Below are 14,220 nucleotides of genomic sequence, written 5' to 3'. Positions count from 1 at the left end.
TCCGGTGTGTCTCGAACGGCTCGCGCCGCTGGTTTCATTGTAGTAGGCGAACGCCTCCTCGGGCAGTGAGACGCTCGCTGTCGGTGTAGACGAGCTCCGTCCGGGTTCCCAGCGGCTCGCCGTCTCCGAGCCCCGCTGCGACAAGTGCCGCACGGTCGACGGTCGGGAGCGTCTCGAACCGAACCCGGCTGTCGTCCCCTCGGACGGTGACGCGCTCGGCTGCCAGGTCCGCGAGAGTCACTGGGAACACGACCACCGGTGTTTCGTCCGTAACTGTCAACGACACCTCGTAGACTGCGTCATCGTAGACGATACGACGGCCGTCGGAGTGGGGGCGCGAGCCCCTGCACCGTTGCGGCGTCGTTCGTTCGAGCCTGTTCGAGAACCCGCGCCGCGTCCGTGTCGTCGGATGCTACGGTCCCATACACCCGTCTGGCGATGTTGCCGTCCGTGACTGATTCCATACGGAAGCTCGCCCGAGGGGCCCGAGCGCCGGACTGGTCGTTGCTCGACCGACCACACCCGGCGAGGGCCACACAGCGCAGCCGCGGTTCCGAGGAGAGCACGGCGGTACATGGTATCTCTATTCCCGGAAGGGTTGTATGTCTATCACCTGCGGAGACATCCGGTACCGTCCGCGAAGGCGGCCACTGGCTGACGAGAGGCTGCGGTCCCGACGGCGTTGCCGACGAGCGGCCCGGTCAGTCGTCGCTCGCCAGCATCCCGGCCGGGTGTCTGGTCGGGCGTTCCAGCAGGTCATCGAGCTGTTCGAGACACGGGTGCCGCCGGCGACGACCGTGCGGTCGGCGGCTTCGGCGTCGGTGCGCCGGTCTTGCAAGGCCTCGCCGGCGGCCATGCTCACGGGCTGGGAATCGGGTGTTGCCGTCCGTGTCTGTCAGCGAGATGTCGCTCCCGGCGAGCCGGACGCTAGCTGTCGGTGCCGCCGTAGCCGTTGGTCGGTGTCGGCTCCCGGTGCCGGCCGTCACTCGATACCGACGTGTTCGCGAAACGCGCGGCCGGTGAGCCACTCCCGGTCCGCGTCCGAGAGGCCGTCCACGTGGTCCAGCCAGTGGCGCGCCGCCGCGTAGCCGGCGACGTCGCTGACGTTCGGGTAGTCCGACCCCCAGATAACGCGCTCCCGGCCGAACTGGTCGAGGAACCACCGGACGTGGTCGTGCATGTCGGCGTAGGGGAACGGCTCCTCCGACATGTGGGGGAGTTCCGAGACCTTCACCGCGACGTTGTCGTACTCGGCCAGGTCGGCGAACTGCGCGAACGACCCCTCGTCGGTCGGCGTCTCCGGGCCGGCGTGGGCGAAGTGGTCGAACAGGTACGTCAGTTCGGGGTAGGTCTCGACCAGTTCGAGGGCCTGGTCCAGCTGTGTGTGGTCACAGAGTATCTGGACCGCGGCGTCGGTTTCGACCGCCGTCTCCCAGAACTCGGTCTCGTCGATAGCGTCCCGGAGCCAGTCGACGCTCGGGTCGAACCGCTCCCACATCTCGTCGTAGGGGCAGGCTGCACCCAGTCGGACGCCCAGCACGCCGTCGATGGCCATGGACTCCCGCAACTGCGTGGCAGCGTCGTCCGCGAACTGGTCGAGCATCACGATACCGTAGAGACGGTCGTGCTCGCGGGCGACCTCGACGGTGTAGTGGTTGTCGGTCCAGTCGCAGATGGGGTAGCCGACGACGACCGCCTCGTCGACGCCGTGTTCGTCCATGTCGGCGACGAGTCGCTCGGCCGTGTACACCGTGTGTACGTCGAAGGTGTCGACGACGTCCAGCAGTGGCCCGTTCGTCCACGGGTGCTCCGCGCTCGGCGCTGCCCATGCATGTGTGTGCGAGTCCAGTACCATATCGAACCCACTCCGACCGCGTTACTTAATCTTTCCTTGGGACCCGTCACACAGGTATAAGCCCCAGCCGCTTGAGGGTCGAGTATGGAGTACACCACACTGGGTACTACCGGTATGACAGTCAGCCGGCTCTGTCTCGGCTGCATGAGCTTCGGCAGCGGCAGGGAGTGGATGCTGTCCGAAGACGAGAGCCAGGAGATAATCGACCGCGCCGTCGACCTCGGCATCAACTTCTTCGATACGGCCAACGTCTACTCGACCGGCGAGAGCGAGGAGATACTCGGCGCGGCCCTCGACGGGTACGACCGCGACGAGCAGGTCGTCGCCACGAAGGTGTTCGGCGAGATGGGCGATGACCCCAACCGCCAAGGGCTCTCGCGGAAGGCCATCGAGCAGGAGCTGTCGAATTCGCTGGACCGGCTGGGGATGGACACCGTCGACCTCTACCAGACCCACCGGTGGGACTACGACACCCCTATCGAGACCACCTTGCGCGCGCTCGACGACGCCGTCCGGCGCAACCAGGTACGGTACATCGGCGCGTCCTCGATGTGGGCCCACCAGTTCGCCGACGCGCTCCACACGAGCGAGCACCTGGCCCTGGAGCGGTTCGTCACCATGCAGAACCACTACAACCTCGTCTACCGCGAGGAGGAGCGCGAGATGCTGCCGCTGTGTGACCGGGAGAACGTCGGCGTCCTCCCGTGGAGCCCGCTGGCGGGCGGCTATCTCGCCCGGCCCCACGAGGAACTGGAGACGACGACCCGCGGCGAGGAAGTCGAAGGCTACGGCCACGGCTACCACGAGAACGGCGGCCAAGAAATCAACAACCGGGTCGAGGAGCTAGCCGCGGACAAGGGTGCCACGATGGCCCAAATCGGCCTGTCGTGGCTGTTGCACAAGGACTGGGTCGACGCCCCCATCGTCGGGACGACGAGCGTCGAACACCTCGAAGACGCCGTCGAGGCCCTGGACATCTCGCTGTCGGACTCTGACCTGGAGTACCTCGAAGAACCGTACGAGCCGATTGCGGTCTCGGGCCACGAGTAGCGCTCCGGGGGACACCGCTCAGTTCGGGGCGAGCTCCGCGGTTCCGTCACCGTTTCAGGTATCCACCGTCGACTGCGACGGCCTCGCCGGTAATCCAGTTGCCTTCCTCGGAGAGCAACAGGACTGCCACGTGGCCGACGTCCTCCGGCTGGCCGATGCGGTCGAGGATGTGCTCGTCGACAGCCTCGGCCAGCAGTTCGTCCTCGGTCTTGTCGTACTGGCCGGCGCGCTCTTCGAGCCACTGCTCGACCATCGGCGTGTCCACGGTCGCCGGCTTGATGGCGTTGACCGTGATGTCGTGTTCGACCAGTTCCTTCGCCAGCACGGTCGTAAAGGCCAGCACCGCGGCCTTGGACGCGCCGTAGGCCCCCTGTCCGGCGAAGGGCCGCTCCGCCCCGACGGAGGAGACGTTGACCACGCTGCCCGCCACCGCGTCCCGTATCATGCTGGTGGCGACGTGTTTGGCGACGAAGAACGTCCCTTTCGCGTTGACGTCCATGTGGCGGTCCCAGTCGGCCTCGCTGGTCTCCAACAGGGGGATGGCCTCCTGGACGCCCGCGTTGTTGACCAGCCCGTCGATGGGCCCCAGTTCGTCGCGGGCCTCGGCGACGGCCGCTTCGACGGCCGCCTCGTCGGTCACGTCCACATCGTAGACGGCGGCGTCGCCCCCCTCCTCGCGGACGGCCGCCGCGGTCTCCTTCGCCGCGTCGGACCGCAAGTCAAACAGCGACACGTCAGCGCCCGCCCGGGCGCACCGGACGGCGATGCCGCGACCGATGCCGCGCGCGCCGCCGGTGACGACGACGTGGTCGCCCGCCAACCGCCGGTCTGTGCCTCCGTCCATCCTCACTCGTCGACGACGTGGTTGGTCAGCGTGCCGACGCCCTCTATCTCCACGTCGACCTCGTCGCCAGCCTCCAGCAGTTCCGGCGGGTCACGGAAGATGCCGACACCGCCCGGCGTCCCGGTCGAAATCACGTCGCCCGGCCGGAGCGTCATGACCCCGCTGATGTACTCGACGAGCTCTTCGACCCCGAAGATGAACTGCTCCGTGTTCGACTCCTGGAGGGTCTCGCCGTTGACCCGGCAGGCGACGTCGAGGCTGCCGGGGTCGATGTGGGAGTCCGGGACCAGCGTCGGCCCCATCGGCGCGAACGTGTCGTAGCTCTTCCCGCGGAGGAACTGCTCGTCCTCGAACTGCGCGTCGCGGGCGCTCACGTCGTTGATAGCGGTGTAGCCCGTGATGTAATCACGTGCCTGGTCGGCCTGGACGTCTTTCGCGGTGCGGCCGATGACGACGCCGAGTTCGACCTCGTAGTCGAGTTCCTCGATTTCGGCCGGGTTCATGATGGGGTCGCCGGGGTTGGTGACGCTCGTGGGAGCCTTCCCGAACAGCAGCGGGCGCTCGGGGACCTCCTCGTCCTGTTCCTCGGCGTGGTCGTGGTAGTTCAGGCCCACACAGACTATCTTCCCGGGCCGTGGCACGGGCGCGAGCAGGCGCGTCTCCTCGACCGGGACTGCCCGGTCGGCCGCGGCGTCGGCTGCGTCCGCGGCGACCGTCAGGAAGCCGTCGTCGGTCAGTTGCTGGTACGTCACGTCCTCGCGCATGCCCGTGAGCGGGACGATTTCGTCGTCGCGGCGAACGCCCCATTGCTCCGGGCCTCCGGTGGTGTATCGAACGAATTGCATCACCGACCTCTGGACGGGGGAGCATCCTAACTGTTTCCCTTCGGGGGACGCTGCCCCCGCGCTACGAGTACGTGAGGTTCACTTCGATGACGTTGGCGCTCGAGAGAATCTTGTCCGGGATGTCCTCTTGGAACTCCTTGCCGCGCATGCGGCTCTTGGGACCGGAGACGCTTATCGCCGCGATGGCGCGCATCTCGTCGTTCGTGATGGGGGCGGCGACACAGCGCATCCCCTTGACGCGCTCCTCGTCGTCGTAGGCGTACCCCCGCTCGTGAATCTCGTCGAGTTTCTCGTACAGCTCCTCGCGGTCCGTAATCGTCTTGTCGGTGACCTGTGGCAGGCCGTGGCGGTCGATGATGTCGTCGACCTCTTCGCGGGGGCGGAACGCGAGCATCGACTTGCCCAGCGCCGTCGTCTGGAGCGGGACGCGCATCCCCGCGTGGGTGTCCAGTTGCACGGCGTCGGGGCCGCGGGACTTGTAGAGGAACACGCCCCGGCCGTGCTCCTCTATCATGAGGTTCGTGTGCTCGCCGGTCTCCTTGGCGAGGTCGTCGACCTCCTGCCGCGCGATGCTGTACACCTTCTGGCGTGCCCGGGCCTGTTCGCCGATGCCGAGGAAGCGGGTCCCGATGTAGTACTCCCCGTCCGACTTGACGAGGTACTCCTCCTCTTCGAGTGTGCGCAGGTGGTCGTGAATCGTACTGGTCGGCTTGTCCAGCGCCGCCGCGAGTTCCGAGACGCCGGCCCCCTCCATCCGCCGGAGCTCGTTGATTATCTGAAAGGAGGTCTGTGCCGCCTTGACCGGAACGTTGTCCGTCATAGCCGGACGGATGGGCGGGGGATGTATAGACGTTGCGGCTGTTCGAACAGTGGTTCGGGGCGGAAAACGGGGAAGACGGCGGTTCAGGAGAACTGCGGCATGACCTCGTCGGCGAACAGTTCCATCCCGCCGGTGTCGGGGAAGTCGATGAACCAGCCCTGGAACTTCGTGACGCCGGCGTCGATGCGGCGCTCGATGGCCTCGGCACACTCCTCGGGCGTCCCCATGACGAAGTACTCGCGGGCGTCTGCCTCCGTCTCGATGGGGGCCTGGTCCTGGTACTCTTCCTCGAACTGTATCGGAAGCATCAGGTCCAGCAGCCGGTCCAGTTTCTCCTCGTCGCGCGTACAGATGACGTGGCCGTCCCAGGAGTACTCGACGTCGTCGGGGTCGCGCCCGACCGTCTCGCAGTGGTCTTCGATGACGCCGATTTTGTGTTCCAGCGTCTCCACGTCGCCGTTGAACACGTCCGTGTTCCACACGTCGGCGTGCTTGGCGACGAGCTTCAGCGTCACCTGCTCGCCCTGGCCGCCGACGAGAATCTCCGGGTGCGGGTCCTGGACTGGCTCTGGGGCGCAGTAGGCGTCCGCAATCTGGTAGTGGTCGCCGTCGAAGCTCGCGCCCTCGCTCCCGGCGTCCCACATGCGCTTCATCAGCCGAATCGACTCGTCGAGGCGCATCAGCCGCTCGAAGCCGTCGCGGTACTCCCAACCGTAGACGTCGTACTCCGGTTCGTGCCAGCCCGCGCCGAGGCCGAGCTGGAGCCGTCCCTCCGAGACGACGTCCAGCGTCGCGGCCATCTTCGCCACGAGCGCCGGGTTGCGGTAGTCGTTACAGAGGACGAGCGAGCCGACGTCGATGTCCTCGGTGAATCCGGCCATCGCCGACAGCAGGGTCCAGCATTCGTATTCCGCGTGGTCTCGGCCGAGCATCAGGTGGTCGGGGGCCCACGCGGCGTCGAAGCCCAGCTCTTCGGCTTTCTCGATGCCCGCTCTGGTCGTCTCCCAGTCCAGCGCCTCGTACTCGGGGGTGTCGCGGTGGACGGGCTCGTCGTCGCCGGTCTCCGGCGCACCGGCGAAGACCGGCACGTTGTACTCGAATTTGATGTCCGTCATGGCTCACTCCACGGCGAAGTGTTCCAGCGCCTCGTGGTTCAGCTGGGTACTGATACCGGGTTCGTCGGGCAGCGGAATCGAGCCGTTCTCCGGCGAGGGCGGGTTCTCGAAGATGGCGTCGGCGTATGTGGACTCCTGTTCCTCCTGGCGTTCCTGGAACCACTCCGGCGTCGGGAAGTACTCCGCCATCGGCATGTTGGTGTGCCCCGCGATGGCGTGCAGCGTCGGGTTCGTGCCGGCGTGCGGGATGACGGGCACGTCGTGGACCTCCGCCATGTCCGCGACCTTCTGGAGCTCCGTGATGCCGCCCACGCGGCCTACGTCGGGCTGGAGGATGTCGACGGCTCCACGTTCGAGCAGGTCCTCGTGGCCCCAGCGGGTGAACTCGTGTTCGCCGCCGGAGATGGGCATCGGCGCAGCCTCCCGGACCTCGGCGTATCCGGAGATATCGTCGGCGATGACCGGCTCCTCGACCCACGCCATGTCGTATTTCGCCAGCCGCTGGGTCATCTTCTTCGCGTACTTCACGGACCAGCCCATGTAGGCGTCGCCCGCGATGTCTATCTCGTGGCCGACGGCGTCGCGGACGGTCCTGACGATTTCCTCGTTTTTCTCCATGCCCGAGCGGCCGTCCTCCGGCCCGTGGAGGAAGCGCAGTTTCATCGCGTCGAAGCCCGCCTCGGCGTACTCGATGGCCTCGCGCTCCAGTTTCTCCATGTCGACCGGGTGGAGGTTCGAGGCGTAGGCGGGAATCTCGTCTTTGGTCGGCCCGCCGAGCAGTTCGTAAACCGGCTTACCGGCCTCCTTGCCGGCGATGTCCCACAGCGCCTGGTCGACGGCGCTGATGGCCATCACGGCGACGCCCTTCCGGCCGAAGGGAAGCGTCGCGCGGTACATCTGCTCCCAGAGGTGCTCCCGGCGCATCGGGTCCTCGCCGAGGACGATTTTCGAGAGCGTCTCCTCGACGACGGTGGCGATAGCACCGGTGCCCCAGTTGCCGACGCCGACGCCCGTGATGCCGGCGTCCGTCTCGACCTCGACCACTACGTCGCCGACCGGCCCCATCCACTTCCGGCGGGCCTGCGGGTTCTCGCCGTCGACGTTGCGGTACTCGTCGTACTTCGACATGATTGTGACGAGGGGGAACTCGATGAACTCGCCCCACGACTCGTTGCTGACTTTCGTGGCTGATACGTTTGTGATTTCCATGTGTCCTGAAGGTGTGTTTCGAATCGTCGTAATTATGCTTTGAGCTTTCGGTCCCAGCTACCTGTCCAGCGAGTCATCCGTCCGAGAAGGTAAACACCGGTTTGCAGGTCTCGGAGGCCAGGAAGGCTTCGAAGGCCGCGCCCGCCTCGTCGATACTGTAGGACGTGTCGAGGATAGCGTCGATGTCGATTCCGCCGCTCTCCATCAGTCTGAGTGCCTGTTCGAAGTTCCGCCACTTGGAGCCGTACGAGGTGTTGATATCGACCTCGCCGCGGACGACCGGCGGCAGGAAGATGTCGCTCTCCTCTCCGGGGATGCCCACGACCACTATCTGGCCGCCCTTGCGGACGTAATCCACGGCTTCCTCGACACCGGTGTGGTGTCCAGTCGTATCGAACACGAGGTCGAAACCCAGGCCGTCTGTCCGCTCCTCGCGGACCGCTTCGAGGTCCCGCGACTGAACGTTGACGGTGTCGATGCCCTGCTCCTCCAGCAGCGGGAGGCGGTACGTCGCGTCCTTCTCTAGGCCGGAGACGACGACGTTCGCGCCGACGGAGTCGGCGACGATGGCCGTGAGCACGCCGATTGGTCCCGGGCCTTCGACCAGGACGTTGTCGCCCGACGTGAGCCGGGACTGGTCGAGGACCGCTCGCGTCGCGATGCTGGTCGGCTCGGTTATCGCCGCCTCCCGAAGCGGGACGCCCTCCGGGACGGCGTGGAGGTGGCGTTCCTCGACGAGCGTGTAGTTCGCGTACGCGCCATCGCCGTGCATCCCAGTAATCGAGAAATTCTGACAGACGTTCTCCTGACCGTTCTTACACTGGAAGCAGTGGCCACAGTCGTGTATCGGCTCCTCGACGACCTTCTGCCCGACCTCGAACGTCTCCACGTCGTCGCCGACTTCCGCGACCCGACCGGAGTACTCGTGGCCCATTATCCGCGGCACCGGAATCCACTCGTACCCGCCCTCGTAGCTGTAGGCACCGGCGTCACTGCCACAGAGCCCCGCCGAGTGGACTTCGACGAGAATCTCGTCGGGCCCCGGTTCCGGCTGCTTTCGTTCCTGTACCTCGACTGCTCTGGGACCAGTCTGCACGATGGCTTTCATAGCTGGTGAGTCCTCAGGCTCGACCTGAATGGAAATATGTTGCAGTGATCAATATATAACCCTTGTGCAAAACCGGGCCATTGGCCGCAAACCGGCCGGTTCGCCGCCGATCTATGAGTATATTTCCGGTTATACCGGAATATGCCAGCTCGTTTGTTCGACATCACCTCCGAATATCCTACCGGTTAGCTGGTATCATGGTGAGACACACCATCAATAACAAAAGTACATCTGTTGTATTGGTGGTCCGGCGATACCGGATTGATGGGTATCAGAGAAACCGCGGACGCCCCGCTCCTCCAACCACTCGCCAAGCAAGGACTCGCTCTGTGGCTCGTCGTAACCCTCCGGCCAGGCCGCGTCGTTGTTCACCGTGTCAAGGAGCCGACCACCGCCTCGTAGTATATCAAGGATCTCGAAGACGGTCTCGTAGTCGATCGTGTTGCCGAAGTAGATGGTGCCCAGTGCGAGTTCGCTCACGCGTTCGCCGGTCGTGCCGGGCGATGGTATCTCTATGCCCGAGGCGAGCGGTGGCCGGGACTAAACCGTCGTCCCAACGAAGGACGAGCGGTCACTCACTCGACGGAGAACGCGAACTCGCCGGAACCGACCTCGAGGACGAGGTCGTCGCCGTCGGTCTCGACCGAGAGAACGCCGTCGGGTGCACCCTCGGACAGCGGGACGCCGGACTCGGAAACTGTAGCGTCGGCGGCGTCGGGGAGTCGGACCGTCGCCTGGCCGTTCCAGGGGATCATCACCCCGCAGTCGTACCCCTGCCGGTTGCGCTCCCAGACGACCTCGAGGTCGCCCGCCTGCGTCTCGAGGCTGGCGTCGACCCATTCGAGGTCGTCGACCAGTGCCGGGGCGATTGTGACGTGTTCGGTCACCGGTTCGTCACCCAGTCGGATGCCCGCCAACACCTCGTAGAAAAACTCGGAGATGTGCGTGAACGGCGAGTGGTTCAGCGAGTTCATCCCATCACCGACACGGGTGTCGCTGTCCCAGCGCTCCCACATCGTCGTCGCGCCGTTGCGGGCCATGTACATCCAGCCGGGCTGTTCGGGCTGGGTGACGACCTCGTAGGCCAGTTCTTCGTAGCCGTGATCCGCGAGGGTGTGGATCAGCGGCCGCGTTCCGAGGAAGCCCGTCTGGAGCTTCCCGCCGTCGGCCCGGACCTTCTCCGCGAGGTTCGCAGCGACCGCGTCTACGTGGTCTTCGGGCACCAGCCCGAGGAACAGCGGGACCGAGTACGAAGACTGCGTACCTGGCCCGTACTCGGCGGTCTCGGGATCGAAGTACTCGTCGTTGAACGCGGTGGCGATCTGCTCAGCCAGCTCGCGGTAATTCGCGGCGTCGGTCTCATTGCCGACCACCAGAGCGATCTTCGAGAAGGTATCCACGACCTGGTAGAGGAAGGCCGTGTTGTACAGGTCGTGGGGCAGTCCCCGCCGACCATCCGTGTTCTCGAAGGCGAGCCAGTCGCCGAACTTCCCGTAGTCGTCGCCGAGGATTCCGTCCTCCGTCACGGAATACCAGTAGTCGACGTACTCGCGCATGTCTTCGTACTGCTCGTGGAGGATGCCGTCGTCGCCGTCGTGGCGATAGAGGTACCACGGGATCATCACGCGTGTGATCGACCACGTCGGGTCGGCAGGGTCCTCGAAGGCTTTGTTCGGAATCACGTCGGGGACGTAGCCCATCTCGCTTGCCGCGTCGTCGTGGTCGCGCGCCCACTTCTCGTCAAAGCGGGCGGCGTCGAAGTTGAACAGCAGCGCCCGCGTCGAGATGTGAGCGTCGCCCGTCCAGCCGAACCGCTCGTCGCGCTGAGGACAGTCTTCCGGGATCGAGTGGGTGTTGCTTCGCAGCCCCCACACGGAGTTGTGCTGGAGCTGATTGAGGTCCTCGTTCGAGCAACTGAACTCACCGCGCCGGTCCATGGCAGTGTGGACGACTTTCGCCGTCACACTCTCAGGTTCGAACTCGCCGGGATAATCCGAAACCTGTGCGTAGCGGAAGCCGTGGTAGGTGAAGCGCGGTTCGTACGTCTCGGCACCGTCACCGCTTGCGACGTAGGTGTCGGTGGCGTCGGCGCTGCGGAGGTCCTCCGTCGAGAGGTCGCCGTCCTCGGTGAGGGCCTCGGCGTGGCGCAACGTGACCTCGTCGCCCTCGTTGGCCCCGTCGATCTCGATCTCGAGCCAGCCGGTGAGGTTCTGCCCGAAGTCAAGTATCGGCCCCTCCGGGTGCTCGTGGACGGTCTCCACGTCGAAGGTGTCGACGACGCCCATCGATTGGATCCGTTGGGGACGCAGAGTGCCACCGGGAGCGTCGACGGCCGTCGCACCGTCCCAGTGGCTGTCGTCGAAGTCCGGCTCGCTCCAGCCGTCCTGTTCACGGCGCGCGTCGTAGCGCTCGCCGACGTAGATGTCGTTGGCTGTAATCGGGCTGTCGGTCGCCCGCCAGTCGCCGTCTGTCGAAACGGTCCGCGTGGTCCCGTCCTCGAACTCAACGGTCATTGTCGCCCGTGCCCGCGGCGAGCCGTCACCGACCCAGTAGGAGCTGTGCTTGGCGTACCAGCCCCGGCCGAGCCACAGGCCGACCGCGTTCTCACCCTCGGTCAACGCATCGGTCACGTCGTGGCTCGCGTAGAGGACGCGCTTCTCGTAGTCCGTCCAAGCGGGATCGAGCCGGCCGTCGCCAACCCGTTTGCCGTTGACGTACAGCTCGCCGTAACCGACGGCGGCCACGTGGATCCGCGCCGACCGGACGGTTCCCTCGAGATCGAACTCGTTGCGCAGTAGTGGCGACGACGACGCCATGGTCGACTCGTCGCAGTCGTTAACCAGCTGATTGCGGCCCCAGGTGTCGGACTCGACGGACGACGAAGCAGCGACCGTTGCGCCAGTCGCGAGGTCCGTCCCGTCGTCGTCCTCTACCGAGAGGCCGGCAAGTGCGAAGCACTGCCAGGTGCGGACCTGCTCGACCGTGCGATCGGCGCTGCGGACGTGTGAAGACTGTGTCGCGGGGTCGACCTCGAAAAGGTCCGTCGCAGTCACGCGAACGTACCTGGCGGTCGTCTCGTCGGTGACGTGAGTCTGGGAATCGACGGCCTCGTCGGGCTGGCCGTCGATGTCTTCGACGTCTGGATCCTCACGCTCGACGGTCTGCTCCGTCACGAGTGTCGCGTCTGCGAAGTCGGGCTCGTCGGAGACCTCGACCCGGTAGGATTCGGGGAAGCCGAAGCCCTCGATGGGGTTCGCGTCCCACGAGATCGTCACGGCCGTGTCGTCGGGCGTCCGCACCACGTCGACCGGCGATGCGGGGTGGAGCGTGATCTCGGCAATCTCGGTCGATTCCCCGAGGTCGACCTGGACCCACTCCGTGGCGTCCTCGTCGGGATCGTGCCACCGGCTTCGCCAGCCGTTCGTATCCCCTTCGCCGGGCTGGTGAGCGATCCACTCACCGTGCCAGTCTTCGGGACCGAGTGCGGTCCCGAACCGCGCCGGTTCCGCCCAATCACTTTCCTCCTCGGGCGTCCAGACCTTCACCGACCAGTAGTAGGTCGCGTCGGCCGCCAGGTCCGGTCCGCCGTATGAGACGTCGGTCGCCTCGCCGGATTCGACTCGACCCGAGTCCCACATCGTTCCCTCACCGTCGGCGACGGCGTCGGGGTCGCGGCCGACGACGATCCGGTAGGCCGTCTGGACGCAGTTTCGGTCGTCCGTCTCGACGCGCCAACCGAAGCGCGGCGCTCGCGTCGGATCGACGTTGATCGGATCGTCCTCGAATTCGACCCGCAAATCCACCGGTCGCTGCGACTGTTCGTCGGCAGGTGCAGACATGGCCTAACGGACTTCTGCGGTCGGGTTAAATCTTTCCACCGGCCTCACTCGAAGCGGACCTCGGCCGCGTTAAGCGTCCTCCAGTATCGGAGCAACGCGGCCGCGTGGTCCTTGCAGGCGTGGGTCCGCTCGGCCACCGTCGAAGGGTTGTCGGCGGCCGAGGCACCACGGTCGGTCGCACAAGCCACCGCCTCGCCGGCGATATCGAAGACGACCACGTCGGGGTCGGCCGCTCGCAGTCGATCAAGGAAATCCGTCCCGATGTAGCCGACGCAGATCGGACCGATGGTGTGCATGGCCCCTCGTGTGAGCCGCGGGTGAAAAACGTTGACAGGGGCGATCGGGCGCCAGTCGGCGCGTGGTCAGGCTTCCGAAGCTTCCGAGCCAGTCTCGGAGTCATCAACTAGGTCCTCGCCGGCGGGTTCACCCCGCGTGATCAGCGCGTCGCCGGTCATGCTGTCGAAGACGTGGATCTCGCTCTGCGGGAACGCGATCTGGATTCGGTCGCCGGGCTCGATGTCGGTGTTGCGATTGACGCTGATCGTCGATTCGCTGCCGGCGATGTCGGTGTAGAGGTACGTGACGTCTCCCAGTGGCTCGACCACATTGACGTCAATGCCGAACGCGTCCTCGTGGCCAGTCGCGTCCCCTTCGCTCAGGACCTCCTCCGGTCGGATGCCCATGACAAACTCGGAACCCCGCCCGGCGAGCTCTTCCCGAATGCTGTTCGGAATCTGTACACGGAAGTCCTCGTTGACGAGCGCGTCGTCAGCGAGTTCGACGTCGAAGAAGTTCATGCTGGGAGAGCCGATGAAACCGGCGACGAACTGGTTGTTCGGTTCCTGGTAACACTCCTTAGGTGTCCCGATTTGCTGGAGTTCGCCGTGGTTGAGGATGGCGATGCGGTCACCCATCGTCATCGCCTCAGTCTGGTCGTGGGTGACGTAGATCGTCGTCACGTCCAGGTCCTGCTGGAGGTCCTGGAGTTCGGTCCGCATCTGGGTTCGGAGCTTCGCGTCCAGATTCGAGAGGGGTTCGTCCATCAGGAACACCTCGGGGTCCCGGACGATTGCCCGCCCGAGCGCGACGCGCTGTTGCTGGCCGCCGGAGAGCTCACCGGGCTTTTTCTCGAGGAGGTCCTCAATCCCCATCAGTTCCGCGGCATCGACGACCCGTTCGTCGATTTCCTCGTTGGACATCTCGGTCGTCATCCGGAGCCCGAAGGCCATGTTCTCGCGGGCGGTCATGTGTGGGTACAGCGCGTAATTCTGGAACACCATCGCCATGTTGCGGTCCTTGGGCTTGCGCTGGGTGACGGGCTGGCCGTCGAGGACGATTTCGCCGCTCGTGGGCTGTTCGAGGCCGGCGATACAGCGCAGCGTCGTCGACTTACCACAGCCCGAAGGACCGACGAGGATCAGGAACTCACCGTCTTCGATGTCGATGTCGAGGTCGTTGACCGCGACGACGTGTTCGCCGCCCTCTTCTCCGAACTCCTTCCGAAGGGTCTCCAGATTTAGCTCTCCCATCGTTAT

General features: G+C 65.5%; 14 protein-coding genes. 1 reads left to right on the top strand and 13 read right to left on the bottom strand.

What is annotated here, in order from left to right:
* Nucleotides 1–34: 34 nt before the first annotated feature.
* The 3 genes from VI123_RS18105 to VI123_RS18095 all read right to left on the bottom strand — a co-directional run bounded on the left by VI123_RS18105 (nucleotide 35) and on the right by VI123_RS18095 (nucleotide 1,855).
* Nucleotides 35–241, bottom strand: coding sequence for a hypothetical protein (locus tag VI123_RS18105; protein WP_336339471.1), 207 nt, complete (start codon nucleotides 239–241; stop codon nucleotides 35–37).
* Nucleotides 242–299: 58 nt separating this feature from the next.
* The gene (locus VI123_RS18100) at nucleotides 300–464 is read right to left on the bottom strand and encodes a hypothetical protein (protein ID WP_336339470.1); all 165 of its coding nucleotides are present in this window, start codon (nucleotides 462–464) and stop codon (nucleotides 300–302) included.
* A gap of 518 nt (nucleotides 465–982) precedes the next feature.
* Entirely contained in the window at nucleotides 983–1,855 is an 873-nt protein-coding gene (locus VI123_RS18095) for an amidohydrolase family protein (RefSeq protein WP_336339469.1), read from the bottom strand.
* Nucleotides 1,856–1,939: 84 nt separating this feature from the next.
* Between VI123_RS18095 and VI123_RS18090 the strand changes: the two genes are divergently transcribed.
* The gene (locus VI123_RS18090) at nucleotides 1,940–2,905 is read left to right on the top strand and encodes an aldo/keto reductase (protein WP_336339468.1); all 966 of its coding nucleotides are present in this window, start codon (nucleotides 1,940–1,942) and stop codon (nucleotides 2,903–2,905) included.
* Nucleotides 2,906–2,951: 46 nt separating this feature from the next.
* On the opposite strand, the gene VI123_RS18085 is transcribed toward VI123_RS18090, so the two are convergent.
* The 10 genes from VI123_RS18085 to VI123_RS18040 form a co-directional block, all read right to left on the bottom strand.
* Nucleotides 2,952–3,749, bottom strand: coding sequence for an SDR family NAD(P)-dependent oxidoreductase (locus VI123_RS18085; RefSeq protein ID WP_336339467.1), 798 nt, complete (start codon nucleotides 3,747–3,749; stop codon nucleotides 2,952–2,954).
* A gap of 2 nt (nucleotides 3,750–3,751) precedes the next feature.
* Nucleotides 3,752–4,594, bottom strand: a complete 843-nt coding sequence (locus VI123_RS18080; protein WP_336339466.1) for a fumarylacetoacetate hydrolase family protein — start codon at nucleotides 4,592–4,594, stop codon at nucleotides 3,752–3,754.
* Between the two features lie 61 nt (nucleotides 4,595–4,655).
* Nucleotides 4,656–5,414 (bottom strand): IclR family transcriptional regulator, encoded by a 759-nt coding sequence (locus VI123_RS18075; protein WP_336339465.1) that lies wholly within the window; start codon nucleotides 5,412–5,414, stop codon nucleotides 4,656–4,658.
* Between the two features lie 83 nt (nucleotides 5,415–5,497).
* Entirely contained in the window at nucleotides 5,498–6,529 is a 1,032-nt protein-coding gene (locus VI123_RS18070; RefSeq protein ID WP_336339464.1) for an LLM class flavin-dependent oxidoreductase, read from the bottom strand.
* 3 nt (nucleotides 6,530–6,532) lie between these two features.
* Nucleotides 6,533–7,738, bottom strand: a complete 1,206-nt coding sequence (gene rhcD / locus VI123_RS18065) for an L-rhamnonate dehydratase (RefSeq protein WP_336339463.1) — start codon at nucleotides 7,736–7,738, stop codon at nucleotides 6,533–6,535.
* A gap of 73 nt (nucleotides 7,739–7,811) precedes the next feature.
* A complete protein-coding gene (locus VI123_RS18060) occupies nucleotides 7,812–8,846 on the bottom strand; it encodes a zinc-dependent alcohol dehydrogenase (RefSeq protein ID WP_336339462.1) in 1,035 nt (344 codons plus the stop codon).
* A 213-nt stretch (nucleotides 8,847–9,059) separates the two neighbouring features.
* Nucleotides 9,060–9,326, bottom strand: coding sequence for an aldo-keto reductase family protein (locus tag VI123_RS18055; RefSeq protein WP_336339461.1), 267 nt, complete (start codon nucleotides 9,324–9,326; stop codon nucleotides 9,060–9,062).
* A gap of 95 nt (nucleotides 9,327–9,421) precedes the next feature.
* Complete coding sequence (locus tag VI123_RS18050) at nucleotides 9,422–12,685, bottom strand: family 78 glycoside hydrolase catalytic domain (RefSeq protein ID WP_336339460.1); 3,264 nt, start codon at nucleotides 12,683–12,685, stop codon at nucleotides 9,422–9,424.
* 44 nt (nucleotides 12,686–12,729) lie between these two features.
* A complete protein-coding gene (locus tag VI123_RS18045; protein ID WP_336339459.1) occupies nucleotides 12,730–12,981 on the bottom strand; it encodes a hypothetical protein in 252 nt (83 codons plus the stop codon).
* A gap of 66 nt (nucleotides 12,982–13,047) precedes the next feature.
* Entirely contained in the window at nucleotides 13,048–14,214 is a 1,167-nt protein-coding gene (locus VI123_RS18040; protein ID WP_336339458.1) for an ABC transporter ATP-binding protein, read from the bottom strand.
* Nucleotides 14,215–14,220 lie beyond the last annotated feature (6 nt).

Origin of the sequence: Haloarcula sp. DT43 (genome assembly GCF_037078405.1) — an archaeon.
Lineage (GTDB): Archaea > Halobacteriota > Halobacteria > Halobacteriales > Haloarculaceae > Haloarcula > Haloarcula brevis.
Note: the sequence above shows the minus strand (reverse complement) of the source record. Positions and strands in the feature narration are given on the sequence as shown.

Excerpts from the sequence above, each read along its gene's own strand:
- VI123_RS18095 (WP_336339469.1), bottom strand. The coding sequence starts at position 1,855 with ATGGTACTGGACTCGCACACACATGCATGGGCAGCGCCGAGCGCGGAG.
- VI123_RS18070 (WP_336339464.1), bottom strand. The coding sequence starts at position 6,529 with ATGACGGACATCAAATTCGAGTACAACGTGCCGGTCTTCGCCGGTGCG.
- VI123_RS18040 (WP_336339458.1), bottom strand. The coding sequence starts at position 14,214 with ATGGGAGAGCTAAATCTGGAGACCCTTCGGAAGGAGTTCGGAGAAGAG.
- VI123_RS18085 (WP_336339467.1), bottom strand. The coding sequence starts at position 3,749 with ATGGACGGAGGCACAGACCGGCGGTTGGCGGGCGACCACGTCGTCGTC.
- VI123_RS18060 (WP_336339462.1), bottom strand. The coding sequence starts at position 8,846 with ATGAAAGCCATCGTGCAGACTGGTCCCAGAGCAGTCGAGGTACAGGAA.
- VI123_RS18090 (WP_336339468.1), top strand. The coding sequence starts at position 1,940 with ATGGAGTACACCACACTGGGTACTACCGGTATGACAGTCAGCCGGCTC.
- VI123_RS18045 (WP_336339459.1), bottom strand. The coding sequence starts at position 12,981 with ATGCACACCATCGGTCCGATCTGCGTCGGCTACATCGGGACGGATTTC.
- rhcD (WP_336339463.1), bottom strand. The coding sequence starts at position 7,738 with ATGGAAATCACAAACGTATCAGCCACGAAAGTCAGCAACGAGTCGTGG.
- VI123_RS18100 (WP_336339470.1), bottom strand. The coding sequence starts at position 464 with ATGGAATCAGTCACGGACGGCAACATCGCCAGACGGGTGTATGGGACC.
- VI123_RS18080 (WP_336339466.1), bottom strand. The coding sequence starts at position 4,594 with ATGCAATTCGTTCGATACACCACCGGAGGCCCGGAGCAATGGGGCGTT.
- VI123_RS18075 (WP_336339465.1), bottom strand. The coding sequence starts at position 5,414 with ATGACGGACAACGTTCCGGTCAAGGCGGCACAGACCTCCTTTCAGATA.
- VI123_RS18050 (WP_336339460.1), bottom strand. The coding sequence starts at position 12,685 with ATGTCTGCACCTGCCGACGAACAGTCGCAGCGACCGGTGGATTTGCGG.